Source organism: Micromonospora sp. NPDC005161 (assembly GCF_053599855.1).
In genome coordinates, this window is record NZ_JBSFYQ010000007.1 from 92809 (window position 1) to 118925 (window position 26117).

30 protein-coding genes are annotated in these 26117 nt (G+C 71.5%); 17 read left to right on the plus strand and 13 right to left on the minus strand.

Going from position 1 to position 26117, the window contains the following annotated elements:
• Positions 1–23: 23 nt before the first annotated feature.
• From ACWD5O_RS09340 to ACWD5O_RS09350, 3 genes are all read right to left on the minus strand, one after another.
• Positions 24–1367 carry a M16 family metallopeptidase gene (locus ACWD5O_RS09340; protein ID WP_354963929.1) on the minus strand — a complete coding sequence of 448 codons (1344 nt, stop codon included), beginning with the start codon at positions 1365–1367 and terminating at the stop codon, positions 24–26.
• Complete coding sequence (locus ACWD5O_RS09345; RefSeq protein ID WP_354963928.1) at positions 1364–2656, minus strand: M16 family metallopeptidase; 1293 nt, start codon at positions 2654–2656, stop codon at positions 1364–1366. Before ACWD5O_RS09345 ends, ACWD5O_RS09340 begins: the two co-directional genes overlap by 4 nt.
• Positions 2657–2795: 139 nt before the next feature.
• Entirely contained in the window at positions 2796–3011 is a 216-nt protein-coding gene (locus tag ACWD5O_RS09350) for a hypothetical protein (protein ID WP_354963927.1), read from the minus strand.
• Between the two features lie 263 nt (positions 3012–3274).
• On the opposite strand from ACWD5O_RS09350, the gene ACWD5O_RS09355 reads away from it, so the two are divergent.
• The 3 genes from ACWD5O_RS09355 to ACWD5O_RS09365 all read left to right on the plus strand — a co-directional run bounded on the left by ACWD5O_RS09355 (position 3275) and on the right by ACWD5O_RS09365 (position 5171).
• On the plus strand, positions 3275–4369 hold the full coding sequence (locus ACWD5O_RS09355; protein WP_354963926.1) for a 3-deoxy-7-phosphoheptulonate synthase: 1095 nt from the start codon (positions 3275–3277) through the stop codon (positions 4367–4369).
• A gap of 303 nt (positions 4370–4672) precedes the next feature.
• A complete protein-coding gene (locus tag ACWD5O_RS09360) occupies positions 4673–4906 on the plus strand; it encodes a hypothetical protein (RefSeq protein WP_387326225.1) in 234 nt (77 codons plus the stop codon).
• Between the two features lie 70 nt (positions 4907–4976).
• Positions 4977–5171, plus strand: a complete 195-nt coding sequence (locus ACWD5O_RS09365) for a hypothetical protein (protein WP_354963924.1) — start codon at positions 4977–4979, stop codon at positions 5169–5171.
• Between the two features lie 55 nt (positions 5172–5226).
• Here the strand turns inward: ACWD5O_RS09365 and ACWD5O_RS09370 are convergent, their stop codons facing one another.
• From ACWD5O_RS09370 to ACWD5O_RS09380, 3 genes are read right to left on the minus strand one after another with little or no spacing between them, the layout of a single operon-like run.
• A complete protein-coding gene (locus ACWD5O_RS09370; RefSeq protein WP_354963923.1) occupies positions 5227–5766 on the minus strand; it encodes a DUF1360 domain-containing protein in 540 nt (179 codons plus the stop codon).
• Between the two features lie 60 nt (positions 5767–5826).
• On the minus strand, positions 5827–6162 hold the full coding sequence (locus ACWD5O_RS09375) for a hypothetical protein (protein WP_354963922.1): 336 nt from the start codon (positions 6160–6162) through the stop codon (positions 5827–5829).
• Entirely contained in the window at positions 6162–6506 is a 345-nt protein-coding gene (locus ACWD5O_RS09380) for a DUF6158 family protein (RefSeq protein WP_354963921.1), read from the minus strand. The genes ACWD5O_RS09375 and ACWD5O_RS09380 overlap by 1 nt, the downstream gene beginning before the upstream one ends.
• Positions 6507–6637: 131 nt before the next feature.
• Here ACWD5O_RS09380 and ACWD5O_RS09385 point away from each other — a divergent pair, with 131 nt between their 5' ends.
• On the plus strand, positions 6638–7072 hold the full coding sequence (locus ACWD5O_RS09385; protein WP_354963920.1) for a hypothetical protein: 435 nt from the start codon (positions 6638–6640) through the stop codon (positions 7070–7072).
• A 26-nt stretch (positions 7073–7098) separates the two neighbouring features.
• Positions 7099–7425 (plus strand): DUF3817 domain-containing protein, encoded by a 327-nt coding sequence (locus ACWD5O_RS09390; RefSeq protein WP_354963919.1) that lies wholly within the window; start codon positions 7099–7101, stop codon positions 7423–7425.
• Positions 7426–7476: 51 nt separating this feature from the next.
• On the opposite strand, the gene ACWD5O_RS09395 is transcribed toward ACWD5O_RS09390, so the two are convergent.
• Positions 7477–7998 (minus strand): DUF6232 family protein, encoded by a 522-nt coding sequence (locus tag ACWD5O_RS09395; RefSeq protein WP_354963918.1) that lies wholly within the window; start codon positions 7996–7998, stop codon positions 7477–7479.
• Positions 7999–8500: 502 nt separating this feature from the next.
• On the opposite strand from ACWD5O_RS09395, the gene ACWD5O_RS09400 reads away from it, so the two are divergent.
• Complete coding sequence (locus ACWD5O_RS09400; protein WP_450084993.1) at positions 8501–9475, plus strand: NlpC/P60 family protein; 975 nt, start codon at positions 8501–8503, stop codon at positions 9473–9475.
• Positions 9476–9547: 72 nt separating this feature from the next.
• Here ACWD5O_RS09400 and ACWD5O_RS09405 read toward each other — a convergent pair whose 3' ends face one another.
• From ACWD5O_RS09405 to ACWD5O_RS09415, 3 genes are all read right to left on the minus strand, one after another.
• Positions 9548–10537: a sigma-70 family RNA polymerase sigma factor gene (locus tag ACWD5O_RS09405; protein ID WP_354963916.1), complete on the minus strand. Its 990-nt coding sequence runs from the start codon at positions 10535–10537 to the stop codon at positions 9548–9550.
• A gap of 412 nt (positions 10538–10949) precedes the next feature.
• Positions 10950–11906, minus strand: coding sequence for an N-acetylmuramic acid 6-phosphate etherase (gene murQ, locus ACWD5O_RS09410; protein WP_354963915.1), 957 nt, complete (start codon positions 11904–11906; stop codon positions 10950–10952).
• Entirely contained in the window at positions 11903–12817 is a 915-nt protein-coding gene (locus ACWD5O_RS09415) for a MurR/RpiR family transcriptional regulator (protein WP_354963914.1), read from the minus strand. The genes murQ and ACWD5O_RS09415 overlap by 4 nt, the downstream gene beginning before the upstream one ends.
• A 320-nt stretch (positions 12818–13137) precedes the next feature.
• On the opposite strand from ACWD5O_RS09415, the gene ACWD5O_RS09420 reads away from it, so the two are divergent.
• Entirely contained in the window at positions 13138–13830 is a 693-nt protein-coding gene (locus ACWD5O_RS09420; RefSeq protein ID WP_450084994.1) for an SDR family NAD(P)-dependent oxidoreductase, read from the plus strand.
• Here ACWD5O_RS09420 and ACWD5O_RS09425 read toward each other — a convergent pair.
• Positions 13815–14567 (minus strand): dTMP kinase, encoded by a 753-nt coding sequence (locus tag ACWD5O_RS09425; protein WP_354963912.1) that lies wholly within the window; start codon positions 14565–14567, stop codon positions 13815–13817. The two genes, ACWD5O_RS09420 and ACWD5O_RS09425, sit on opposite strands and share 16 nt — an antisense overlap.
• Before the next feature lie 99 nt (positions 14568–14666).
• On the opposite strand from ACWD5O_RS09425, the gene ACWD5O_RS09430 reads away from it, so the two are divergent.
• From ACWD5O_RS09430 to ACWD5O_RS09450, 5 genes are all read left to right on the plus strand, one after another.
• On the plus strand, positions 14667–15314 hold the full coding sequence (locus ACWD5O_RS09430) for a nucleotidyltransferase family protein (protein WP_354963911.1): 648 nt from the start codon (positions 14667–14669) through the stop codon (positions 15312–15314).
• Complete coding sequence (locus ACWD5O_RS09435) at positions 15311–15586, plus strand: BON domain-containing protein (RefSeq protein ID WP_354963910.1); 276 nt, start codon at positions 15311–15313, stop codon at positions 15584–15586. Before ACWD5O_RS09430 ends, ACWD5O_RS09435 begins: the two co-directional genes overlap by 4 nt.
• Before the next feature lie 10 nt (positions 15587–15596).
• A complete protein-coding gene (locus ACWD5O_RS09440; protein ID WP_354963909.1) occupies positions 15597–16373 on the plus strand; it encodes a metallophosphoesterase family protein in 777 nt (258 codons plus the stop codon).
• Entirely contained in the window at positions 16364–16507 is a 144-nt protein-coding gene (locus ACWD5O_RS09445) for a GPGG-motif small membrane protein (protein ID WP_007464364.1), read from the plus strand. The genes ACWD5O_RS09440 and ACWD5O_RS09445 overlap by 10 nt, the downstream gene beginning before the upstream one ends.
• A 220-nt stretch (positions 16508–16727) precedes the next feature.
• Entirely contained in the window at positions 16728–17222 is a 495-nt protein-coding gene (locus tag ACWD5O_RS09450) for a TspO/MBR family protein (protein WP_354963908.1), read from the plus strand.
• A 52-nt stretch (positions 17223–17274) separates the two neighbouring features.
• Here the strand turns inward: ACWD5O_RS09450 and ACWD5O_RS09455 are convergent, their stop codons facing one another.
• On the minus strand, positions 17275–18048 hold the full coding sequence (locus tag ACWD5O_RS09455) for a M23 family metallopeptidase (protein ID WP_354963907.1): 774 nt from the start codon (positions 18046–18048) through the stop codon (positions 17275–17277).
• A 251-nt stretch (positions 18049–18299) separates the two neighbouring features.
• Between ACWD5O_RS09455 and ACWD5O_RS09460 the strand changes: the two genes are divergently transcribed.
• The 5 genes from ACWD5O_RS09460 to ACWD5O_RS09480 all read left to right on the plus strand — a co-directional run bounded on the left by ACWD5O_RS09460 (position 18300) and on the right by ACWD5O_RS09480 (position 24605).
• Entirely contained in the window at positions 18300–19643 is a 1344-nt protein-coding gene (locus tag ACWD5O_RS09460) for an ABC transporter substrate-binding protein (protein WP_450084995.1), read from the plus strand.
• 66 nt (positions 19644–19709) lie between these two features.
• A complete protein-coding gene (locus ACWD5O_RS09465; protein WP_354963905.1) occupies positions 19710–20756 on the plus strand; it encodes a carbohydrate ABC transporter permease in 1047 nt (348 codons plus the stop codon).
• 1 nt (position 20757) lies between these two features.
• The gene (locus ACWD5O_RS09470; protein WP_354963904.1) at positions 20758–21726 is read left to right on the plus strand and encodes a carbohydrate ABC transporter permease; all 969 of its coding nucleotides are present in this window, start codon (positions 20758–20760) and stop codon (positions 21724–21726) included.
• 66 nt (positions 21727–21792) lie between these two features.
• Positions 21793–22839 (plus strand): LacI family DNA-binding transcriptional regulator, encoded by a 1047-nt coding sequence (locus tag ACWD5O_RS09475; RefSeq protein ID WP_354963903.1) that lies wholly within the window; start codon positions 21793–21795, stop codon positions 22837–22839.
• Positions 22840–22931: 92 nt separating this feature from the next.
• Positions 22932–24605 carry a glycoside hydrolase family 13 protein gene (locus ACWD5O_RS09480; protein ID WP_450085058.1) on the plus strand — a complete coding sequence of 558 codons (1674 nt, stop codon included), beginning with the start codon at positions 22932–22934 and terminating at the stop codon, positions 24603–24605.
• A gap of 56 nt (positions 24606–24661) precedes the next feature.
• Here ACWD5O_RS09480 and ACWD5O_RS09485 read toward each other — a convergent pair whose 3' ends face one another.
• Positions 24662–26086 (minus strand): MFS transporter, encoded by a 1425-nt coding sequence (locus ACWD5O_RS09485; protein WP_354963902.1) that lies wholly within the window; start codon positions 26084–26086, stop codon positions 24662–24664.
• Between the last annotated feature and the right edge of the window lie 31 nt (positions 26087–26117).

Below are 26117 nucleotides of genomic sequence, written 5' to 3' on the forward strand. Positions count from 1 at the left end.
CGCACCCTCACTCCCACCTGCGGTCAGAGGTGGGTGATCATCTCGCCCAGGGCGGCGGCGGTGAGATCGTCCCGGATGAGGGCGGCGTCGCCCTCGATGACCAGGGTCAACGCGTCCGGGTGCAGGTGGGTCGCGGCAGCCGCGGAGACCTGGTCCACGTCGGCGGCGAGCAACTTCTCGCGCAGCCGGGCGTGGTAGTCGTCCGGCAGGTCGTGCACCACCAGCGTGGTCAGCGCGGAGGCGATCGCCCGGGGGCTCTGCAACTCGACCGAGAGCTGCCCGGCCCGCCAGGAGCGGGCCACCGCCAGCTCGTCCTCGGTCACCCCACCGACCTGGGTACGGGTGATCTCCCCCACCGCCTCGACCAGGGCCGGCGCGGTCACCGCAGTCTGCACCCCGGAGCTGACCGCGAACCGGCCGAACCGGCGGGACGAGGCGAAGTCACCCCGAATGCCGTACGTGTAGCCGTGCACCTCGCGGATCAGGTGGTTGAGCCGGGAGGTGAACGCCCCGCCGAGGACCGTGCCGGCGAGCGTCATCGGCACATGGTCGGGATGCGCCCGGTGCGGCGCCGGGTGGCCCAGCCGCAGCGTGGACTGCACCGAGCCCGGACGGTCCACCAGGATGATCCGCCGCCCGGTGCGCACCGGCACCTCGATCGGGCCGCCCCGGTCGGCCGGGCCCCCGCCGGTGCCGGCGAACACCGCGGCGGCCAGCGCGTCCAGGTCGATCCGGTCCAGGTCACCGGCGACGACCAGGGTGCCCGGCCGCAGGAACCACTCGGAGTGGAAGACGGTCACGTCCTCGACGTCCAGCCCGGCCACCGACTCCGGGTCGCCGTACATCGGGCGCCCCCACCGGTTCTGCGCGCCGAACAGGTCGGCGCGCAACGCGGCGTCGGCGCGCGGGCCCGGGTTCGCCCAGTCCATCCGCAGCGCGTTGGCCTCGTCGTCGCGGACCCGCCGGACGTCGGCCGGGTCGAGTCGGGGCGTCCGCACGGCCTCGGCGAGCAGCTGCACCGCGGCGGTCAACCGGTCGACCGGCACCTGGACGCTGACCTGGAACGAGTCCCAGTCCAGCCCGGTCACCAGCTCGGTGCCGAGCGCCTCGATGGCCAGCGCGTACGCGGTCGCGTCCCGCTGTGCGGTGCCCTCCTCCAATGCCTTGGCCAGCACCCCGCCCAGCCCCTCCTTGCCGGTCGGCTCCCGACCGGCGCCGGCGTCGAGCAGCAGCAGCGCCACGGCGAGGTTCTGCCCGGGCAGGTGCGCGGCGACCACCTGACCACCGGCCACGGCGCGGCGAACCACCGGCGGGAACCGGTACGGGCGGGCGGCGCCCGGGCCGGGACGGTCGACGATCAGCGTCATGCGGTCTCCTCGGGCAGGTAGGTCAGGGTCGCCCGGTCGGCCGCGCCGAGCACGTCGACGGCCGCCTCGGCGATCTGCTCGGCGGTCACCGCGAGCCAGGCGGGCAGCCGGTCGGCGGCCCGGGCCGGGTCACCGAACTGGGTGGCGTACCGGCCGAGCGTGTCCGCGCGGCCGTCCACTGTCGACATCTGACGCCACCACGCGGTGCTCAGCAACGCCTTGGCGCGGTCCAGCTCGGCCGCGGTCACCGGCACGGTGGCCAGCTCGTCGACGACCGCGGTCAGCCCCTCGGCCAGCCGCTCGGCGCTGACTCCGGGGCGGGCGGTGGCGGTGGCGATAAGCGGCGCCGGGGCGTGCGCCAGGTCCACCCCGTACGCGCCGACCAGGTCCGGCTGGGCGATCCGCTCACCGTCGGCGAGACGCTGGTAGAGCCGGCTGCCACGACCACTGCCGAGCACGGTGGCGAGCACGGTGAGCACGTCGTACCCCGGGCTGCCGAACGGGTAGCCGCGGTGCGCGACGTACACGCGGGGGGCCGGCACGTCGGCGGTCACCTTCTCCACGGCCGGCCGCCCGGTCGCCGGGACGGTCCGACCGTCCGGGGCCTGCGGGATGTCGTCGCGCGCGGGCAGCGCGCCGAAGTACTTGTCAGCCAGCGCGAACACCTCGGTGGCCTCGGCGTCGCCGACCACGGTGAGCACGGCGTTGTTCGGCGCGTAGTACGTCTGGTGGAACGCCTGGAAGGTGGCGAGGTCGGCGGCGTTGAGGTCGGCCATCGAGCCGATCGTCGCGTGATGGTACGGGTGACCCGGCGGGTAGAGCAGCGGCAGCAGCCGCAGCCAGGCGTCGCCGTACGGGACGTTCTCGTAGCGCTGCCGGCGCTCGTTCTTCACCACGTCACGCTGGTTGTCCAGGGTCTCCTGGGTGAGCGCGGGGACCAGGCCGCCCATCCGGTCGGCCTCCAGCCAGAGCGCCAGCTCCAGGTGCTCGGCCGGGACCGTCTCGAAGTAGTTGGTCCGGTCCGGGTTGGTGGTGGCGTTGAGCGAACCACCGGAGCCCTGGATCAGCTTCATGTGCTCGGTCTTCGCCACGTTCACCGAGCCCTCGAACATCAGGTGCTCGAAGAGGTGGGCGAAGCCGGTCTGCCCAGCCGGCTCGTGCCGGGAGCCGACGTCGTACCAGAGGTTGACGGCCACCGCCGGGGCGGTGCGGTCCTCGCTCACCACCACGCGCAGGCCGTTGTCCAGTCGGGACGTCTCAATGGGCCAGGGGTAACCGCTGTCGGGCATGGCACGACGCTATCCGATCTCGCGGGCGGAAAGGTGACGTGCGGTCGGTCGGCGAGCGGGCCGGGGTTGCGGCCGGCCCGCTGGCCTGGCTGCGGGAGCAGACCTACCGGGGCTCACGCCGGGGGCGCGGAGCGAGCGTTCAGTCCGGCGGCTCGGACGCGACCACCGTCTGATCCGAGGTGCGGCGCTCCAGCACGGTGTCGGGCGCAGCGTTCTGGTCCTCCTCGCGGATGTCCGACTCGGTGAGGATGGCGTCGGCCTGCGCCTCCGGGTCGTCGCTGCCGACCGCCGCCTCCTCGGGCAGGAGGTGCGCGCGGGACTCCACCCGGTCCTGGTCGCTCTGCTCGTCAGTCATGGCACCCCTGTTACCCCGACCCCGGCCCCGGCACGCGGTGTTCCGCCGCTTGGTTGTGCGGGTCCCGCTCTCCGTCGGGTACGCTGACGTCGTGACGCTTTCGTATCGATGGTTTAGGCAGCCGGCTCGCACGCCGGTGACTTCACCATGATCTGACGTCACCACGTACCGAGCCGGCTGGGCAGGAGCTGTCGCTCCTGCCCTTTTGCGTACGAGCAGCCGGCTCGTCCCGGGCACCGGCCCCGGGCACGGTCGGCGGAAGGATGCCCACCGTGACGACCCCGGAGACCGATCGGGTCAGCGATCAGCGGATCGACCGTGTCGTGCCGCTGACCACGCCCGCGCTGCTGCACCACGAGCTGCCCCTGGACGCCCCGCTCGCCTCGGCCGTGCTGACCGGCCGACGCGCGGTGGGTCGGGTCCTGGACCGCGAGGACGACCGCCTGCTGGTGGTGGTCGGCCCGTGCTCGGTGCACGACCCGGCTGCGGCCCTCGACTACGCGCAGCGGCTGCGGACCGCCGCCGACCGGCTCGCCGACGACCTGCTGATCGTCATGCGGGTCTACTTCGAAAAGCCGCGTTCCACGGTGGGCTGGAAGGGGCTGATCAACGACCCGGGGCTGGACGGCAGCGGGGACGTCAACACCGGCCTGCGGCGGGCCCGGGCGCTGCTGCTCGACGTACTGCGCCTCGGGCTGCCGGTGGGCTGCGAGTTCCTCGACCCGATCACGCCGCAGTACATCGCCGACACGGTGGCCTGGGGCGCGATCGGTGCCCGCACGGTGGAGAGCCAGGTGCACCGGCAGCTCGCCTCCGGCCTGTCCATGCCGATCGGCATGAAGAACCGCCCGGACGGCAGCATCGGCACCGCCGTGGACGCGATCCGCGCGGCCGGCGTTCCGCACGTCTTCCCCGGCATCGACTTCTCCGGCACCCCGGCGATCATGCACACCCGGGGTAACACCGACGGGCACCTGGTGCTGCGTGGCGGGGGCGGCCGGCCCAACTACGACGCGGAGTCGGTGGCCGGTGCGCTGGACCTGCTCCGCGCGGCCGGGCTGCCGGAGCGTCTGGTGATCGACGCCAGCCACGCCAACAGCGGCAAGGACCACCGCAACCAGCCGCTGGTCGCCGCGGACGTGGCCGCCCAACTGGCCGACGGCCAGCGCGGGATCACCGGCGTGATGCTGGAGTCGTTCCTGCTGCCCGGCCGGCAGGACCTCGACCCCACCCGGGAGCTGGTGTACGGCCGCTCGGTCACCGACGCCTGCCTCGGCTGGGACGACACCGCCGAGGTGCTCGACCACCTGGCCACCGCCGTCCGGGCCCGCCGGGCCACCCTGCCGACCCCCGCCTGACCCACCAGGGGGCTGTGACGACGGACACGGCGGTGGACGGAACAGTTCCGGGGGTCGGCCCGTTGACTGAGGTGTCGGTGTGTCCAGTGTCCCCGGGCCTCACCCAAATAGCCTTCGCGGAATACCGTCCGGCTGGAGCCGCGTAGTGCCACTCGCCGAGAGGCGACCTGCACACCGACACCAGCGCCGCCCCCGGCCACCCGGCCGGGGGCGGCGCTGTCTGTACGCCCGCCGGGGCCAGCCACAAGCCCGCCGGGGGTCAGCCACTGCGGCGTGACGTTTGACCGATTCCGGCCCGGGTAGCTGATCGGCGTGACCGACGACGCATCCGTGGCCGGCGAACCGGACACCGAGGCCCTCGACGACCTGCTCGACGACATGTACCGGGGTCAGGAGCGGGTCACCCAGGCGGACATCTACCGCCGGGCGGTGGCCGCCGACCTCCCGGCGGACCTGCTCGCCCGGATCGACTCGCTGCCCGAGGGCGAGTACGCGGTGGACGAGGTCAGCGACCTGCTGGGCGGCTCCGTCGGGTGAGCGCGCCCGCCGCATCGCATCCCGGGCCGAGCGCGCCCGGTTCGCCGACCACCTCAGAGGAGACACCCACATGACGCACCACGAGGACCACGACGAGAAGGTGCCGGCGCTCGGCGAACCGCCAAAGGGCAGGGACACCACGCCCGAGCCGGACTTCGCCAACGAACACGACCGGACCGCCGTGGACCGGGACATCATCACCGGGGCGGACGAGGACGAACGGGAGCCGGAGTCCCCGCACGGCTGGTCCGGCATGCAGCGCTGACGCGTACGCGAGCGGGGGCCGGCATCCGTCGGCCCCCGCTTCGTTCGTCCGCGAATCAATCGTCGTCGTGGCCGCCCTCGGCGGCCTGCTGTGCGCTCGCGTACGCCATCTGCAGGAAGTCGGACGCGGCGACCGCGGTGAGCGCGGTGGCCACCAGCCGGGTCAGCCGGGGCGCGAGGACCAGCCCGCCGGTCAGCCCGGTGGCCACCCAGACGGCCAGACAGAACGGGCAGCTCAGCAGCTCCCCGATGGCGTGCCGGGTGGAGCTGCCCGAGTCACGGACCTGTTCCATCACCTCGCCGCTGCCGATCGGGCGGTCGTAGCGGGTGAACGGTGCCCGCAGCGGGCTGGTCACCGCGTCCTTGGACAGCAGCCGGCTCAGCTTGTGCGTGGCGATGGAGAGCAGCACCACGTCGGCCGGGGCGGGCCGCTCGGGCACCGGCCGCCCGGTCACCCGGACCAGGCCGGCGATGGCACCGGTCACCCCCGCGTAGGTGCCCATCGCCACCAGGTAGCCGCCGAGCGGGCGGTGCTCGTGCGGCGCGTACGCCCGACGCAGCCGGGCCGCCTTCTGTCGCAGGCCAATGCCGGTCACCCGACCTCCTCACATGTCGTGGTGGTGCGGGAGCAGTCCTCCCGCGTGGCCGGTGACGTCTCAGCCGGCCTGGAGGTTGTCGGCGACCTCGCGTACCAGGTTGCTCAGCGCCTCGTCGGCCAACTGGTCCGGGGCCGCCCCACCCGAGCCGTCGGCCAGGTCGAGCTGGATCCGCGCCCCGCCGGCGTCCGCCGGCTCCACCTTGATCTCCGCGGACCAGTCGGTGTCGCCGCCGCCCCAGCGGGCCCGCAGTTCCTCGCTGCTGATCTCCGTCGCTGGGCTGCCGTCGCCGCGCAACGGCTCCGGCAGCCACGCCGAAGCCCGGGCCGGGTCGGTGGCCGTGTTGAAGACCACCTCGGGCGGCGCCGACATGCCCCGCACAGCACGCGCCGCCATCAGGCGTCCCGCAGGCGGCTCGGGTCCACCTCCCGGCCCGGGTGGCGGGCCAGGTACTCGGTCTCCAGCTCCGCCGTGCGCCGCAGGTGGTTGGCGAGCGCGGAGTCCGCCGCGTGCCGGAGGGTGTCCAGACGAGTGCGGTGCAGGCTGTGCATCTCGCGGATCAGATCCTCGTCGCTCAGCTCCGTCGGGTCGACGCCGAGCTCGTCGCCTTCGAGTTCCGCGCCAGCGCTCGCCGGGTCGGCGAGGTGGTCGCCGCCCCACTCCGGCACCCGCTGCTCGGGGCTCATGTCCCTGCTGCCACTGGACGGAAAGCCGTCCTCGCGTACCGATCCGGTCATCATCGCCCCCCTGGTCTCGTTTGGGCTGGCGTCTAGACGGATGCCCACACCGGGTGTCGCCAAACCATGCCCCGCCGTACGACAACTACGACACGGTGTCGGAGATCCGCCCGGTCCCCGGTACCCTCGACGCCATGAGGTGGCTCTGGACCCCGGCGTGGATCGCGCGTCACGTGGCCATGGTCGTGCTGGTCGTGGGCTTCCTCGGGCTGGGCTGGTGGCAGGTCAGCCGGGCCACCGCCGGCAACAGCATCAGTTGGGGGTACGCGGTCGAGTGGCCGGTCTTCGCCGGCTTCGTGGTCTACGTGTGGTGGCGTGAGGTGCGCCTGGCCCGCCGGAGGACGGCGGCCGCCGTTGAACCGCCCGCCGACCCCGCCGACGCACCGGTCGACGAGGCGGCGCCGACCGTGACCACCGGGTCCCGTCCGGCGGTACGCCGACCGGTGCGGGTCGCCCGGGTCCCCGCCGGAGGCGAGGCTCCCGACGACTCGGACCTGGCCGCCTACAACGACTACCTGTCATGGTTGAACGCCAATCCGGGCGCCCGGCCCGGTGACTATCCCGGCTGAGCCGGGGCTCGGAAGGACGGACGAAGGTGGGCGCAGCCCTTACCCGGTACCGCGTGATCGCCTGGATCGTGGGCGTGGCGCTGATCCTGCTGGTCGTGATCGGCATGCCGCTGAAGTACGTGTTCGACAACCCGGTCGTGGTGGAGACGGTGGGGCAGGCGCACGGCTTCTTGTACATGGTCTACCTGCTGGCCGCGTTCGACCTGAGCCGTCGGGTCGGGTGGCCGCTGAAGCGGATGCTGCTGGTGATGCTGGCCGGTACCGTGCCGTTCGTCTCGTTCTACGCCGAGCGCCGGGTCACCGGGTGGCTGGCTCGCCCCACGGAGCGTACGCCGGAGCCGGTCGCCAGCTGAGCGGCCGATCGTCGGCACCCCCGGCGCGGCCCGTGTCGGGGACGGCGCGGGTCAGCGGTTGGGTCGCCACGGGTCCGCGGAGGCGAGCGGATCCGCCCAGCCGCCGTACCGGTTCACTTCCCGGGCTCGCAGCAGCGCCCGGGTGACCTGGCCGAACTGCCGCTCGTCGTCGGCGCTGAACAGAAGCACCTCCGCGCCCCGGTGCCACCCCCACAGCTCGTGCGGGGGCGGCCGCCAGCGATCGCCGACCAGAGCCAGCGCCGCCGGCAGCAGGAACACCGCCCCGAGGATGAGGTACGCCTCCGCGGTCAGCCGTTGCAGGCCGCCGGTGAAGCCGAGCAGCAGCCCGACGCCACCGAGCATGGCGGCGGTGATCGCGACCGCCCGGACGGCGATCCGGTCGTGCGGACCCCGGGTAGTGCGCAGGTGGGTCAAATCGGCGATCCGGTAACTGGTCCGGCCGACGGTGAACCGGTCGACGGTCACGATGATGCCGGGCCGCGCGTACAGCAGGGTGGACCTGGCACCGGGCACCGTTCGCTGCGGTCGCGTCGTCGCGCCTTCACGATTCACGGTTCCTCCCGTGGGGCGGTTCGCCGGGCTGGCCCGCAGGTCACAGGCATCGCTGCCTGTCGACGGGATTGCCGGCTCCGGTGTTCATTGTGTTGCGGCACCGCCAGCCCTCCGGCCCAATTACCGGCTTCCGACAGCTCGCCCGACCGGCGGACATCGTCGAGAAACAGCATCCATTTCAGGTTTTATCGGTTATGGAGCGCAGGTATCCGGCGGCATACGCCCGGAACGACGAAGACCATAAAGCCGTCATTTAGTGACAAGAAGGACGTGTTGACCGGCTCGCGGAGCGTCAGCAGCCCCGATGAAGTCACTGGGCGCAGGGGCACCAGCCCGCCACAATGCCAACATTCGCCCCGATTTCAACTGCGGACGACAGCCGCCCCGGGTTAGGTTGAGCGAGCCGGTCCGGCCCAGCGCCGTCCACCCGGATGGCCCCGGTCGGTGTCGCCGAGGGCGTCAGCAGCCCCGTCGGCGGCCGTGGGAGAGGGGCCTTCAGCTCTTGTCATCCCTGAAAAACCTGCTGCGCACCATGGCGCTCGCCGGCATGTCGGCCGCGTTGATCGCCCCGTCGGCGGCGGCACACGCCGAGCCGTCCCCCGCCGACCTGACCCGCCGGATCGAGACGTCCTCGGCCGAGTTGGAGCGGGTCGTCGAGTCGTACAACAAGCTCACCGAGGAGATCAAGACCAACAAGACCTCGGCGGCCCGATTACAGGCCCGCATCGGCCCACTGGAACAGCAGGCCGAGCAGAGCCGGGCGGACGTCGCCGAGCTGGCCAACACCGCCTACAAGAGCGGCGAGCTGCGCACCGCGGACGCGCTGCTGCGTTCCGGCGGCTCGGCCGCGCTGCTGGATCGGCTCGGAGCGCTCGATCAGCTCACCCGTCAGCGCCAGGAACGCATCTCCGGCTTCACCGCCAGCCAGGAACGGCTGCTCGACGAGAAGCGCCGCCTGGACGCCACGCTGACCCGGCAGGCCGCGCAGGCCCACCATCTGGCGACGGCCAAAAAGCAGATCGAGAGAGACCTGACCAAGCTGTACGAGCTGCGCCGGCAGGCGTACGGGGCGCCCACCGAGCGACCCGCGCCCAAGCCGGCGGCCGAGGCCGCGAACGTTCCCGCTGTCGCCGGTGCGGCCGGCACCGCGGTGCGCTACGCCTACGGCGCGTTGGGCAAGCCGTACGTCTGGGCGGCCGACGGGCCGAACGGCTACGACTGCTCCGGGCTGACCTCCGCCGCCTGGCGGGCGGCCGGGAAGTCGCTGCCGCACAACACCCGGATGCAGTGGGGGGCGGTCGCCCACATCGGTCGGAGTGACCTGCGCCCGGGAGACCTGGTGTTCTACCGAGGGCTCGGGCACGTCGCCCTCTACGTGGGCGGCAACCAGGTGATCGACGCACCGAGCGCCGGCCGCAACGTGCTCAAGCGGGGCATGAACATGATGCCCATCCAGGGCTACGGCCGGGTCCGCTAGCCACGCCCGGATACGGCGAACGGCCGGCGTCCCCCTATCGGACGCCGGCCGTTCGCCGTTATTACTACCAGGTCAGGCTGCCTGCAGCCCCTCCGCGCGGGCCAGCTCACGGAGCCGGCCGAGGGCTTGGATCTCCAGCTGCCGGATCCGCTCGCGGGACAGCGAGAACCGGGACGCGACCTCGGTGAGCGAGTGCTCACGGCCGTCCTCCAGCCCGTAGCGGGCCCGCATAATGCCGGCCGACCGGTCGTCCAGGTGGTTGAGCAGCCCCTCGATGCGCTGCCGCTCCAGCCCGGAGAGGACGATGTCCTCCGGCGACGGGGCGTCCGTGTCGGCGACCAGGTCGCCGAGCTTGGTGTCGCCGTCGTCGCCGATGGGGGTGTCCAGCGAGACGGTGTCCTGCGACCAGCGGCGCAGCTCGTTCACCCGCTCGACGGTGACGCCGAGCGACGCCGCGATCTGCTCCGGCTCCGGGTCGCTGCCCAGCTCACGGGTGAGCTGGCGCGCCACGTTGCGCATCCGGTTAACGTCCTCCACCAGGTGCACCGGCAGTCGGACGGTGCGCTCCTGCTGGGCGATGGCCCGGCTGATCGCCTGGCGGATCCACCAGGTGGCGTAGGTGGAGAACTTGTAGCCACGCTCGTAGTCGAACTTCTCAACCGCCCGGACCAGACCCGTGTTGCCCTCCTGGATCAGATCCAGCATGGGCATGCCCGAGCGCACGTAACGGCGGGCGATCGACACGACCAGTCGCAGGTTGGCGCGAATGAAGAGGTCCTTCGCGTGCTCACCCTCGACGACCAGTCGCTCCAGGTCGGCCCGGTCGACGCCATCGGGGACGCGGTCCTCACCGAGCAGGTGCTCGGCGTAGAGGCCGGCCTCGATCGCCTTGGAGAGATCGACCTCCCGGGCGGCGTCCAGCAGTGGCGTCCGGGAGATCTCGTGCAGGTAGACGCCGACGAGGTCGCGCTCCTCGGCGACCTGATCGGTTCGCATGCCGATGTTCTTGTCCACGTTGCCCACGGTCCCCTCGCTCGCGCCGGTTGCCCGGTTCCTTGCCATCCCCACGTCCGTCAGCCCCCCGGTAACTTCCGCTGTGCCCACCGGTGCTGACACCTACACAACAGATGAGACGTGTCGGGGATTCCATGTACTGAGTCGAAAGTGTCACGAATGCCTGAGTAGTTGCTGAGAGCACGGTCCATGTTTGCTGTCAGCACCCCGTCGGGTGGCTCGCCGCTGGGCACCACGTACGGGTCGGCGGATCGACGAATCCCCGAACGCCCGTACCAATGGCAACACCGCCCGCCGCGGGGGCACAGCGACCCGGGTCACCACTGCGCTGCGATCCTGGTCACTGCCAAATACGCACCGGTGGACCGGTCGGTTCATCCACGAGGGTGTTATTACCCCCCGCCAAGATGAACAATCCGGAGCCTCGTTCGCTTCCCGCCGGCGACCCGGGCGGGTGGAGTCAGGTGGCGAGCAGGGCGAGGGCGCCGCGAACCTGGTCGGCGGAGCGGGCCAGCGCGGCCCGCGCGGCGGCGACCTCGGCGCCGGAGACCAGCGAGACCAGGGCGGTCTTCAGATCGCCGTCGGCCTCGTTGAGGGCCCGCCGGGAGACCTCCTCCGAGCAGCCGGTGGCCTCGACCAGGATCGAGATCATCCGCCCGCGGAGCTTCGCGTTCGTCGCCACCATGTCGATCATGAGGTTCGAGTAGACCCGACCCAGTCGCACCATGACGGCGGTCGAGAACGTGTTGAGCACCAACTTCTGTGCGGTGCCCGCCTTCATCCGGGTCGACCCGGTGACGACCTCCGGTCCGGTGTCCACCCCGATGAACACGTCGACCGACCGGGCCGCCTCCGCCTCCGGATTGGCGCAGAGCAGCACCGTCGAGGCGCCCTTGGCGCGGGACGCGGCGAGCGCCCCGAGGACGTACGGGGTGCGTCCGCTGGCGGCGAGACCGACCACCAGGTCACCGGCGCGCACACATCCGGCCGCATCGACCGCGCCGCCCCGCTCGTCGTCCTCGGCGTCCTCCACGGCACGCCACATGGCGTCCGGACCGCCGGCGAGGTGGGAGCAGAACCAGTGCCGGGGCGAGTTGAAGGTGGGGGCCAGCTCGGCGGCGTCGAGCACGCCCAGCCGGCCGGAGGTGCCGGCCCCGAAATAGTGCACCCGGTGGCCGCCGCGCAGCGCCGCGACCGCCAGGTCGACCGTGGCGGCGATCTCGTCGAGCACCGCGGCGACGGCCGCCGGCACCCGCCGGTCGGCCTCGTTGATGACGGTGAGCACGTCCCGGGTCGACATCAGGTCGAGGTCGGCGCTGAGCGGGTTGCGCCGCTCGGTGGGGGCGCCCACCCGGACGATCGGGCGGGCGGGCGGTGCTGGCATGTCCTCGTCCGGCTCCACCGCACCGGCCGTCATCCTCGCCTCCGGTTCGCACCCACCCGGTGCGACAGGACGGCCTCGGCGGTCGCCTCGAGGGCCTTGCGCGCCCGGGACCGGTTGCGGGCGGCCACGCCGACGAACAGGCAGTCGACCACGGTGAGTTGGGCCAACCGGCTGGCCGTCGCGCCGGAGCGGTAGGTGGTCTCCCGGGCGGCGGTGGTCAGCACGAAGTCGGCCACGTCGGTGATCGGCGAGCGCGGGAAGTTGGTCAGCGCCACGGTGACGGCGCCCCGCGTCCGGGCCTGCTCCAGCACCTCGATCACGTCGGAGGTGGTGCCGGTGTGCGAGATGCCGACCGCCACGTCGCCCCGGCCGAGCAGCGCGGCCGAGGTCAGGGCGGTGTGCACGTCCGGGAAGTAGAAGGCGATCCGGCCGATGCGGTGCAGCTTCTGCTGAAAGTCGGAGGCGACGAACCCGCTGGCGCCGGCGCCGTAGATGTCGATCCGGCCGGCGTTGGCGATCGCCTCGACCACCTGCTCACAGATGGCGGGGTCGAGCTGCTCGGCAGTCTCCTCGACCGCGCGGGCGTCGTTGAACGCGATGGTGGCGATGATCTGGGCGAGGTCGGCGCCGGGCGGGATGTCACCGCCGACGACCCGGGCGTCCGGCGGTTCGACCCGGCGGGCGGCCTCGGCGGCGAGCCGGATGCGCAGCTGCGGGTAACCGTCCATGCCCACCGAGCGGCAGAACCGGATGACCGTCGCTTCAGACGTCTCGGCTGCGGTGGCGAGGTCGGTGATCGTCCGGCGGGCGGCGGCAGCCGGGTCGGAGACGACCAACCGGGCGACCCGCTGCTCAGCGGGCGACAGCGACGGCAGCAGCCCGCTGATGTGGACGATCAGCCCACCGGGCTCGTGACTCGCAGAAATCTTCGGACTCTTCGCCACGGATGAAACTTACTTTCACGAGGCGTGAGCGTCAACCATGACTCCACGTGTTGGGGAAAGTACCGCCGATCGGGCGAGCCCGTCAGGCCAAGCGTGCCACCGGCGGGACCGCGCCACCTCCCCCGCCGGGCCGGGTCAACCTGCCGGACGGCTCCGGGCTCGCGGAAAACCGGGTCCGGCCAGACCGTACGGCGTCCCCGACCAGCCACACCGGGCAGGGCTCCCCCGCCGACGCGTCGACCCGAGCCGACCGGACGGCGTGGACCCGGCGGAGCGGTTCGGGGCGGTGGAGAGGCCGGGGCGGCGCTAGCGTGTGCTGCATGGCGGAGCGCAGTGTGCTGATCACCGGAGGCACGGGCGGGCTCGGCGGGGCGGTCACCACCGCCTTTCGGACGGCCGGCTGGCGGGTGGTCGTACCGGAGCGGGGTGCTCGGCCCCGGTCGGAGCCAGCGGCCGACGGGCTGGTCCGGCTCGTCGCGGACCTGACCGATCCGGCCGGCGCGGCACGGGCCGTCGAGGCGGCCGTCGGCGAACCGGCCGCGCCGCTGCGAGCGGTGGTCAACCTGGTCGGCGGTTACGCCAGCGGCGGGCTGGTGCATGAGACGCCGGTCGAGGAGTTCGAGCGGATGCTCACCGCCAACCTGCGGCCGACCTACCTGGTCACCCGGGCCGCGCTGCCCCACCTGGTGGCGGCCGGTGGCGGCGCGGTGGTCTGCGTCTCGGCCCGCGCGGCGGTCGCCCCGTTCCCCGGCGCGGCCGGCTATGTGACGGCCAAGGCCGCGGTGCTCGCCTTCGCCAACGCGGTCGCGGTCGAGTACCGGTCCCGCAACGTGCGCTGCAACACCGTGCTGCCCAGCGTCATCGACACCCCGGCGAACCGTGCCGCTCAGCTCGACGCCGACCACTCCCGCTGGGTGACCCCGGCCGAGATCGCCCCTGTGATCCACTTCCTCGCTTCGGCGGAGTCCGCGCCGACCAGCGGCGCCACCGTCCCGGTCTACGGGCGGGCCTGAGCCACCAGCGGCCCGATGGCCCCGTGGCCGGTCCGCTCCCCCGCCGCCGGCACGTCGGACGGCGGCGGTTCGGCGGACGGACGGCCCGGGTCGGGTCGGACGGACGGCGGCAGCCAGGTCGCCAGGTGCGCCTGGATCTGCTCGGTCACCTCCTCGGCCGGGCGGCCCGCGTCCACCAGGACGAAGGTCGGATACTCGGGCAGGGCGCGGTAGGCGGTGTCGGCGGCGGTCAGCCAGCCCATCGTCTCGTGGTCGGTGCCCCGCTGCTCGATCCGCCGGTACGCCTCAGCCGGGTCGACGGCGAGCAGGAAGGTCACCTGCGGCGTCGGAAAGAACCGGTAGCCGGCCCGGGCCAGCCGCTCCCAGCGGTGCCCGCCGTGCGCGCGGATGCTGGCGTACTGGCAGGCCGAGTAGCGGTCCATCACCGCCGTCCGGCCGGTGAGCAGGCAACTGAGCAGGGCGGCGGCGATGGCGAGCCAGCGCAGCACGGATTCCACCGCCAGCACGCCGTCGCGCCCGACGAGTCGCTGGGCGTCGGGGCGGCCCAGCCGGTGGGCGAGCCGGCCGAGCCAGCGACGCCCGCTGGCGTTGCGGCGGTAGGTGGCCGGGCGGCCGGCGGCGGTCAACGCGGCGGCCAGCCGGTGCGCCTGTGTGGTCTTGCCCGAACCGTCGATGCCGATCAGGGCCACGGTGCGCAACCGGGTCCTGCCGCGTCGCGTCCCCGATGATCTGGCCACCCTCGACAGGTTATCCGACCTGAGCTCCAGCTGCGCAGTTTGTGGTACTTGATCCCTGTTCGAACCCGCCCGCGACCGGCCCAGGTGTGGACGACCGGAATGCCGGGTACGGGAGTTCGAATCCAACCGCCTGTCCACCAACACGACCGACGGGAGAACCAGATGGCTGAGCGCGGGGACGAGAGTCTGGTGCACACCCTGAAGAAGGTCGCCGCCGTGCTCAAGCAGTCCGAGATCCCGTTCGCGCTGGGCGGCAGCTTCGCCGTCTACGCCCACGGTGGTCACTCCAGCGATCACGACGTCGATTTCCTGATCCGGGAGGCCGACGTCGAGGGAGCGCTGGAGGCCCTGGTGGCCGCCGGCTTCGTCGCCGAGCGTCCACCGGAGGACTGGCTGGTGAAGGTCTTCGACGACGGGCGGATGGTCGATCTGATCCACCGGCCGATCGAGACGCCGGTGACCGAGGAGACGTTCGCCGACACGGTCGTCCGGCCGGTGGACGCGATTCACATGCCGGTCCTGTCCGCCACCCAGCTGATGGTGCACAAGCTCCTCAGCTTCTCCCAGCACTACTGCGACTTCGCCCGTGGCCTGCCGCTGGCCCGGTCGCTGCGGGAGCAGATCGACTGGGAACGGGTACGCAAGGAGACGCAGCACTCGCCGTACGCCGAGGCGTTCCTGGTGCTGTTGGACCGGCTCGAGGTGGTGCCGGAAACCGGCACCCCGGCAGGAGAGGGGACACCGTGACCCACCATCGCGACAGCGGCGGCGGACCACCCGACGAGTACGTCGAGGCCGAGATCCACCGGCTGCTCGCCGAGGATCCCGCCGTCGCCGAACAGGGAATCACCGTGGTCCGGAGGGAGCGCGCCCTCGTGCTCTACGGCGAGGTGGAGAGCCCGCACCGGCGTGCGGAGATCCTGCGTCGGGTGGCCGAGCGCTTCCCGGACGTGCCGATCACCAGCGACATCGGGGTGATCCGCACTCAGGCGCCCACGCAGATCGAGCAACTGCCCTGAGGGAGGCTTCATGGTGATCCGGATCGCCGCCGTGGGCGACGTGCATCTGGACGAGGACGTGGTCGGCCGGTTCCGCCCGGCGTTGGAGGAGCTGCCGGACTGCGCCGACGTGCTCCTGCTGACCGGGGACCTGACCCGGCACGGCACCGAGTCGGAGGCGCGCTGCGTGGCGCAGGAGTTCGGCGGGCTGGCCGTGCCGGTGGTGACCGTGCTGGGCAACCACGACCATCAGTGTGACCAGGTGCCGCAGGTGGTCAAGGTGCTCGAGGACGCGGGTATCACCGTGCTGGAGGGCAACGGCGTGGTGCTGGACTGCGCGGGCGGCCGGCTCGGCATCGCCGGTGTCAAGGGCTTCGGCGGCGGATTCGCCGGGCGGTGTGCGAGCGACTTCGGCGAGCCGGAGATGAAGGCGTTCGTCCGCACCACCGTTGACAGCGCGGACCGCCTCGGTACGGCGCTGCGCTCCCTCGACTGCGACATGCTGGTGGCGCTCACCCACTACTCACCGGTGCCGGACACGCTGGCCGGCGAGCCTCTGGAGATCTACCCGTTCCTCGGCTCGTACCAGCTCGGGCAGGCGATCGACTCGGCGCCCACCGCGCTGGCCCTGCACGGGCACGCGCACGCCGGCACCGAGCGCGGCACCACTCCCGGTGGGGTGCGGGTACGTAACGTCGCGCACCCGGTGATCAAGCAGGCCTACAGCGTCTTCCATGTCGGCGATCAACCCGACACCGACCAGGTTTCCCCGATCGGACGCTCGGGTAGTCAGTGGTCATGGAGCTGATTCTCTGGATTCTCGCAGTCGTACTCGTGGTCGCCGGCATCCTCGCGCTGTTCCGCCGGCAGATCCTGTGGGGCATCGTCCTCATCGTCGTCGGGCTGTTGGTCGGCCCGGGTGGTGTCAGCATCTTCAATTGACGTTCGCACCTCGTAACACCGGGACCCGCCGGGGTCGCCGTGGCCGGAGCTCCGTCCTCCCGACAGGAGCACCGGACGTGGCGATCCCGGCGCTTTGCTGTGTGACATCCGCGGGCCGGACCGCCCGAAGGGCTGCCCAGACCGTACGAAAGCGGACCCGGACCGTACGGCCCGGGCCCCGCAGCGGTTTGACCGCCGACAGGACGGAAACATCTCGACCATGGAGACATCCCAGGACGTGCCGCCGACCACCGGCCGACGGTCCCGCTGGGCGCTCGCCTGCTTCGCGGCGGCAGTCTTCGTCGCGGCCGCGATCGGCGGGCTGGGCGTGCGGGGCACCACCGACGAGTACGCCGGCCTGCGGCAACCCGACTGGGCGCCGCCCTCGTGGCTGTTCGGCCCGGTCTGGACGGTGCTGTACGCGCTGATCGCGGTGGCCGGCTGGCTGGTCTGGCGCCGGGTCGGCTTCGGGCCGGCGCTCTGGGCGTGGACCGCCCAGTTGGTGCTCAACGCGATCTGGACCCCGCTGTTCTTCGGCGCGGGGCAGTACGGGCTGGCGTTCGCCGAGATCGTGGCGATGTGGCTGGCGATCGGGCTCACCGTCGCGCTGTCCGCCCGGGTCTCCCGGGTCGCGGCGGCGCTGCTGCTGCCCTACTGGGCCTGGGTCACCTTCGCCGCCGCCCTGAACCTGTCGATCTGGCGGCTGAACTCCTGACCGACGGTTCCCCGGCGGCGCCGCCCGCCGGAGACCGTCGTCGTTCAACCCCTCAGCAGCGGGGCACGCCGGGGATGTAGCCGTCGTGACCGGTGTACACGTACGCGTCGGCGATGAAGCGGCCGGAGCCGATCCGGTCCCAGATCGAGCTGGTGCCGTAGGTGCCGGTGACCGTGGTGCCGCTGGTCTGGCAGGCGATGGTCACCCGGGTGCCGTCGGCGACGGTCCCGACGGAGGCGTACCCCGTGCCCGGGCCGGAGCGGACGGTCAGCGGGGTGCCGCTGGTGTCGACCGTGCCGTTGCCGCTGCCCGAGCCGCACCCGTTGTCGCTGGTGTAGCTCCTGGTGCCCCAGTACAGGCCGAGGGTGCCGTTGAACCGCACCTGGATGTCGCTGCCGTTGAGGCGCTGCTCGTAGTGCAGGTGCGGGCCGGTGGAGCCGCCGGTGCTGCCGACCCAGCCGAGCACCTTGCCGTAGCCGACCGTCTGGCCGACCGACACGTTGAAGCCGTTGAGGTGGGCGTAGTACGTGCTGTAACCGCCACCGTGGTTGATCCGGACGTACTTGCCGTAGCTGGTGCCGCCGAGGTCGGTCACGCGGTCGACGGTGCCGGGGGCGCTGGCCACCACCGGGTCGCCGAGGTCGTCGGTGCGGTTGAAGTCGACGGCGTTCGCCGGGCTGTGGTTCGACCGGGTCTGCCCGGACCAGGACTGGCCGCACGGGAACGGCACCTTGAAGGTCGGCGCGGCCAGCGCCGGGCTGGCCGGGGCCAGGACTCCCCCGACGAGCAGGCCCGTCACCAGCAGGCTGATCCACCGCTTACGCATACAGCTCCTCCTATGTCGAAAACCTTCGATGTGGTGGTCTCAGCCTGACAGATATCGTCATTCTTCGAAAGAGTCGAAGATCTGGTCCGGGAGCGCGCCCACGGGGCGGCCGGGAGGTTTCCGGATTGTTACTCGCTCGTGTCTGACAGGGGCTGGACCGGACCGGATGCAAGCGCTTACATGTGTGCACAGCCATCGGGACCGGCGCCGGGCCATTGAGCACGACCGCGCCGGCTAGAAAGGAGGACGGCATGGCGGTCTTTACCAGACCACGCCAGGCCTTCGCGATCGCCGGCGTACTGGGGCTGGCGCTCAGCGCCACCGCTTGCGGTACCGGCGACGACAAGAAGAGCGACAACGCGGGCTCCGCGGAGTGTGCCGCATACGAGAAGTACGAGGGCCACGACGGCAAGAAGGTCTCCATCTACGCGTCCATCCGTGACGCCGAGGCTGACCTGCTGGAGCGCTCCTGGTCGCAGTTCACCGACTGCACCGGCATCGAGATCGACTATGAGGGCAACGCCGAGTTCGAGGCGCAGCTCCCGGTCCGGGTCGACGGCGGCAACGCGCCCGACCTGGCCTTCGTGCCCCAGCCGGGTCTGGTCAAGCGGTTCGCCGACGCCGGCAAGCTGAAGTCCCTCGGGGCCGACACCAAGACGATGGCCGAGCAGAACCTGCCGGCCGACTGGCTGAAGTACGGCACCGTCAACGGCACCCTCTACGGCGTGCCGCTCGGCGCCAACGTGAAGTCCTTCGTCTGGTACTCGCCGAAGCTCTTCAAGGAGAAGGGCTGGACGGTCCCGACCAGCTGGGACGACATGATCAAGCTCAGCGACACGATCGCGGCGACCGGCATCAAGCCGTGGTGCGCCGGCATCGAGTCCGGTGACGCCACCGGCTGGCCGGCCACGGACTGGATCGAGGACGTGATCCTGCGTACGCAGGGCCCCGAGGTCTACGACCAGTGGACCACCCACGCCATCCCGTTCAACGACCCGCGGATCGTCGACGCGGTCAACCGGGCCGGCACGATCCTGAAGAACGAGAAGTACATGAACGGCGGCTTCGGCGGGGTGAAGAGCATCGGCACCACCGCCTTCGGTGAGGCCGGGCTGCCGGTCACCACCGGCAAGTGCGCCATGCACCGGCAGGCGTCGTTCTACGCCAACCAGTTCCCCGAGGGCACCAAGGTGGCCGAGGACGGTGACGCCTTCGCGTTCTACTTCCCGGCCATCGACACGGCCAAGGGCAAGCCGGTGCTCGGCGCGGGCGAGTTCGTCGTCGGCTACGCCGACCGCCCCGAGGTGCAGGCGGTGCAGACCTACCTCGCCTCCGGCGAGTACGTCAACAGCCGCGCGAAGCTGGGCAACTGGGTCACGGCGAACAACAAGCTGGACATCGCCAACGTCGCCAGCCCGATCGACAAGCTCTCCGTCCAGATCCTGCAGGACAAGACCGGCGTCTTCCGCTTCGACGGATCCGACCTGATGCCGGCCGCGGTCGGCGCGGGGACGTTCTGGAAGGGCATGGTCGAGTGGATCAACGGCAAGGACACCGCGTCGGTGCTCCAGGGCATCGAGAGCAGCTGGAAGTGATCTGAACGGTGGGCCGGTCCGCACCCGCGGGCCGGCCCACCGGCGGATCCAGACCTGGGAGGGTCGATGGAGTTCGACTTCGCGGAGGAGCAGCCGAAGTTCCTCATGCTGATGTACGGGCTGATCGCTTTCGTCGCGGTGGTGGGCGGTCTGCTCCTGCTCCTCGACGTGGTGCCGGCCTGGTTCGCTCGGCGGCGGGAGGCGCAGTTGGTCGCCGCGTCCGTCAGCGGCACCCCGCTCCCCCGCCGGCGCAAGCGGGGGGAGGGACTCTTCGCGCTCTTCTTCCTGCTGCCGACGCTGCTGCTGCTCACGGTCGGGTTGGTCGTTCCGGCCATCCGCACCACACTGCTGTCGTTCATGGACGCGGGCAGCAACAACTGGGTTGGGCTGCGCAACTACGGCTGGATGTTCTCCGACAGCTCGATCGTCCGGGTCCTGATCAACACCCTGGTCTGGGTGGTCCTGGTCCCGCTGGTCGCGACCGCGTTCGGCCTGATCTACGCCGTCCTGGTGGACAAGGCCCGCTTCGAGGCGGTGGCCAAGTCACTGATCTTCCTGCCGATGGCGATCTCCTTCGTCGGCGCCAGCATCATCTGGAAGTTCGTCTACGCCTACCGCGGCGACGGCGACCAGATCGGTCTGCTCAACCAGATCGTGGTCAGCCTCGGCGGCGAGCCCAAGCAGTGGCTGCTCGAATCACCGCTGAACACGCTGCTGCTGATCGTCATCATGGTCTGGATCCAGGCCGGTTTCGCCATGGTGGTGCTCTCCGCCGCGATCAAGTCCATCCCCGGTGACATCGTGGAGGCCGCCCGGCTCGACGGCGTCAGCCCGTGGCAGATGTTCTGGCGAATCACCATGCCGAGCATCCGGCCTGCGCTGATCGTGGTGGTGGTGACGCTCACGATCGCCACGCTCAAGGTCTTCGACATCGTCCGGACCGCGACCAACGGCAACTACGACACCAGCGTGATCGCCAGCGAGATGTACAACCAGGCGTTCCGGTACGGCCAGAACGGGCAGGGCTCAGCGCTCGCGGTCTTCCTCTTCATCCTGGTCATCCCGGTCGTGATCTACCAGATCCGCAACCTCCGTCAGCAGCGGGAGGGCTGAGATGACGACTGCAACGCCCACCGTCGCCGCCGGCACCCAGAAGACCGACGGCACCACGCCCACCACCGCTGGGCGGGTCCGCAAGCGGCTGAACAGCCGTACCGCGACCCTTGTCTCGATCGTCATCGCGGTGGTCTGGACCATCCCGACCTTCGGCCTGTTCATCTCCTCCCTCCGGCCCGAGGACGAGATCAAGACCACCGGCTGGTGGACGGCCTTCACCAACCCGCAGTTCACGCTGGAGAACTATCAGCAGGTCTTGTTCGGGCGGTCGTCGTCATCGGGGCAGCTCGCCAGCTACTTCGTCAACTCGTTGGCGATCACCATCCCCTCGGTGCTCTTCCCGCTCGCCTTCGCGGCCCTGGCCGCGTACGCGCTGGCGTGGATCAACTTCCGTGGCCGGGACTGGCTCTACATCGCGATCTTCGCGTTGCAGATCGTGCCGCTGCAGATGGCCCTGGTGCCGCTGCTGAAGTTCTTCTCCACCGGCGTCACCCTCGGCGGCGTGACCCTGATGCCGGCCTGGGATCTCGTCGACGAACAGAAGTTCGCGCAGGTGTGGTTCGCGCACACCTGCTTCGCACTTCCGTTCGCCGTCTTCCTGTTGCACAACTTCATCTCGCAACTGCCGGGAGACCTGATGGAGGCGGCCCGGGTCGATGGGGCCAGCCACCCGAAGATCTTCCGCACCATCGTGCTGCCGCTGATCATGCCGGCGCTGGCCGCGTTCGGCATCTTCCAGTTCCTCTGGGTCTGGAACGACCTGCTGGTCGCGCTGATCTTCGCTGGCGGCGGCAACGAGACCGCTCCGCTCACCGTCCGGCTGGCCGAGATGGCCGGCACCCGGGGCAACGAGTGGCAGCGGCTGACGGCAGGGGCGTTCGTCTCGATCGTCGTACCGCTCGTCGTGTTCCTGTCCCTCCAGCGCTTCTTCGTGCGAGGTCTGCTCGCCGGCAGCGTCAAGGGCTGACCCGCTTGCTCGCCGCCGCCTGGCCCCTCGGGCGGCGGCGGGCGCCGGGTACCGAGCGGGGGAACCGTGACGAAGATTGATGATGTGGCCCGGCTAGCCGGGGTGTCCACGGCCACAGTCTCGCGGGCGCTGCGCGGGCTGCCGACGGTCTCCGCCGCCACCCGACGCCGGGTCCTCGCAGCCGCCGAGCAGCTCGACTACGAGGTCTCGCCGAGCGCGTCCCGGCTCGCCGGTGGCCGCACCGGCACGGTCGCGGTGGTTGTCCCCCGGATCACCCGATGGTTCTTCAGCACGGTCGTCGAGGCGGTCGAGGAGTTCCTCCACGAGTCCGGCTACGACCTGCTGCTCTACAACCTGGGTGGTCGGGAGCAGGTCCGCCAGCGGGTGCTGCGTACCGCCAACCTGCACAAGCGGGTGGACGCCATCATGCTGGTCGCCACGCCGCTGCGCCCGGCCGACCTGACCGCGCTGGCCGCCCTCGACCTGCCCGGGGTGACCATCAGCTCGGGGACCAGGGTGCCCAACTGGCCGTGCGTACGGATCGACGATGTCGCTGCCGCCCGTACCGCCACCCGGCACCTGCTCGACCTCGGCCACCGCCGGATCGCGCACATCTCCGGCGACCCCGACGACGAGCTGGCCTTCACCACCCACCTGGACCGACGCCGGGGGTACCAGGAGGAACTGCGGGCGGCCGGTCTGCACCTCGACCCGAGCCTGGACGTCGAGTCGACGTTCACCATCGACGGCGGCAACCGGGCGGCAGCCGAGCTGCTGTCCCGGGGCGAACCGCCGACCGCGATCCTCGCCGCCTGTGACGAGATGGCGATGGGCGCGATGACCGCGCTGCGCGACGCCGGGCTGCGCGTACCGCAGGACGTCAGCGTGATCGGCATCGACGACCACGACCTGGCCGGCGTGCTCGGGCTCAGCACCATCGCCCAGCCCGCCGCCGAGCAGGGCCGGCTGGCCGCCCGGATGCTGCTCGACCCGCTCGGGGCCCGGAACCTGGGCCCGATCGTCGGTCAACGGACCGCCGGTTGCGACACCCCGGTGATCCTGCCCACTCGGCTGGTGGTCCGGGAATCGACCGCACCGCCCCGGGCACACTGAAACTCAACCATCCGCCGCCGGCCGGCGGCTGGCGGCGACGCGGCCGGCAGCAGCACCGGCAGTCCACCCACCGCTCGACACGGGAGACGACCCTGAACACCGATCCGACGCAGCAGACCCCCTCCGGTCCTCCGGTCACCGGCTGGTGGACCGAAGCCGCCATCTACCAGATCTACCCCCGCTCGTTCGCCGACTCGGACGGGGACGGCGTCGGCGACCTGCCGGGCATCACCGCCCGCCTCGACCACCTGGTCGAACTGGGCGTGGACGCGGTGTGGCTCTCCCCGTTCTACCCGTCCCCCCAGGCCGACGCCGGCTACGACGTGGCCGACTACCGGGACGTCGACCCGCTGTTCGGCACCCTCGCCGACGCGGACAAGCTGATCGCGGAGGCCCGCTCCCGCGGCCTGCGGGTGATCGTCGACCTGGTTCCGAACCACACCTCCTCGGCGCACCGCTGGTTCCAGGCCGCGCTGCCCGCCGCGCCCGGCAGCCCGGAGCGGTCCCGGTACATCTTCCGGGACGGTCTGGGCCCGGCCGGCGACCAGCCGCCGAACGACTGGCAGAGCGTCTTCGGCGGCCCGGCCTGGACCCGGACGGTCGACCCGGACGGGCAGCCCGGCCAGTGGTACCTGCACCTGTTCGACACGGGACAGCCGGACCTCAACTGGGACCACCCGGAGGTGCACGCGGAGTTCCTGGACGTGCTGCGGTTCTGGTTGGAACGCGGGGTGGACGGCTTCCGGGTCGACGTGGCGCACGGTCTGGTGAAGCAGACCGACCTGGCCGACTGGCAGGAGCCGCAGGAGATCCTGTCCGGCAACGAGGTGGACAAGCCGCGCCCGCCGATGTGGGACCAGGAGGGCGTGCACGACATCTACCGCCAGTGGCGGCAGCTCCTGGACAGCTACCCCGGCGAGCGGGTGCTGGTCGCCGAGGCGTGGGTGGAGCCGGCCGAGCGGCTGGCCCGCTACGTCCGCCCGGACGAGATGCATCAGGCGTTCAACTTCGAGTACCTGCTCGCCGCCTGGACCGCGCCGGCCCAGTACGCGGTGATCACCCGCTCGTTGGAGGCGACCGACTCGGTCGGCGCGCCGACGACCTGGGTGCTGTCCAACCACGACGTGGTGCGGCACGCCTCCCGGCTGGGCCTGCCGATCGGCGCCGTCCGACCCAACGGCATCGGCATCGGCGACCCGCAGCCGGACGCCGCGCTCGGCCTGCGCCGGGCCCGGGCGGCCACGCTGCTGATGCTCGCCCTGCCCGGCTCGGCCTACCTCTACCAGGGTGAGGAGCTGGGCCTGCCCGAGCACACCACGCTGCCCGACGAGGCCCGTCAGGACCCGACCTGGGCGCGCAGCGGGCACACCCAGCGCGGCCGGGACGGCTGCCGGGTGCCGATCCCGTGGGAGGCGGACGCGCCGTCGTACGGCTTCGGCCCGTCCGACGCCAGCTGGCTGCCGCAGCCCCCGCTGTTCGCGGAGTACGCGCTGGACCGGCAGCGCGACGTGCCCGGCTCGACGTACGAGCTGTACCGCACGGCGTTGCGGCTGCGCCGCGCCCACGGGCTCGGCCGCGGCACCCTGGAATGGCTATCCTCCGGCGACGAGGTGCTGACCTTCCGCAACGGTGAGCTGACCGTGCTGACCAACTTCGGCACCGCTCCGGTGCCGGTTCCGGCCGGCGCCGAACTGCTCGCCGCCAGCGCACCGCTGGACGACGACGGGGCGGTCCCGACCGACGTGACGGTCTGGGTGCGCACCTGACCCAGGTGTTAAGAGGGCCCCCTGTACAACGCGTGGCGTTAACAGGGGGCCCTTCCTTACAGACGGTCGGCGCGGATGTGTAGCAGGTCGTGCACGTTCTCGATGTCGGCCGGTGAGGTCCGCGAGGCGAGCCAGTACATGACGCCGGTGGGAATGAAGAAGAGCTGGAACGCGGCCAGCCCGACGGCGAAGTTCAGCGGCGGCGGGAAGGCCACCTTCAGGCCCTGGAACGCCACCCCGACCAACCCGTTGCCGGCGGCCCGGCCGACCCCGTTGACCAGGTTGCCCAGGCTGTACACCGTCCCCCGGTGCTCCGGCGGGTTCACGTCGGCGATCAGCGCGAACCAGTTCGGCGAGTTGGCCGAGGTCAGTGCGAGCGCCACCACCGCGGTGAGCAGGCTCAGCCCGACCGACGGTTCGGTGAACACACTGGACAGGATCGCGCCGATCACCGCGCCGGTGCTGCCGCCGTCCGGCACGTCGATGCTCACCGGCACGAAGAACAGCACCAGGTAGAACGGCAGCGCGGCGAGGATGCCGACCGCGGCGACCAGCGCCCGGCCCCCCGGGTTACGCCGCTGCACCGCGTCGCCGATCAGCCCGCCGACGATGGAGAGCACCCCGCCGAGCTGGAACAGCGTGGCGAAGACGCTGCCCACCACCACCGCGGTCGACTCTGAGTAGCCCTGCGCCTCGGCTCGCTCGGCGAAGAGCACCGGGAGCCAGACCAGCGAGCCGAACGCGGCCTGCGCGGTCAGGCCCTGCAGGATCAGCCACCGGTTGGTCCGCCGGGCCAGGATCCGCGGCAGGTCCGCCCGACTGATCCGGTAGTCGTACTCGGCGCCCTCGTGCAGGGCGTGGGCCAGCTCCGGCTCGCTCTGGCCGCGCCGGATGTCGTACGTGAACAGGTAGGCCACGGTGGCGGCCAGGCCCACACCGGTCAACAACAGGAACGGACGCCGCCAGTCGGTCGCCCCGAGCAGCCCGCCGACCAGCGTGCCGGCCAGCGTGCCGACCCCCTGGGAGAGGCCCCAGAAACTCATCACCAGCCCCCGCCGGGTCGGCGAGATCAGGTCGGTGACCACCGAGAAGCCCACCGAGCCGACCGCACCGAGACCGACCGCCGCGACGAGCTGCGCGGCCAGGAACGTCAGGTAGCCGCCGGCGAGCGCGCTCCCGCCGGTGCCCGCCGCCCAGAGCAGCGTGCCCACCATGAGCAGCGGCTTGCGGTTGGTCCGGTCGCCGACGTACGCCCAGCCGACCGCGGCCACCGCGCTGACCAGGAAGCTGACCGCGGTGACCAGGCCGAGCAGCCGCCCCGACACGTCGAACGCGTCGGCGATCGGCCCGTACAGCGGCGGGACCAGCCCGATCGCCACGTTGTCCAGCGAGGCGAGCAGCACGAACACCACGACGCTGTACAACCGGTGCGCCGGGCCGCCGCCACGGGCCCGCCGGGGCCCGCCACTGGTCAGGGTCATGACCGGCAGCCAACCAGACCGGGCCGGCGAG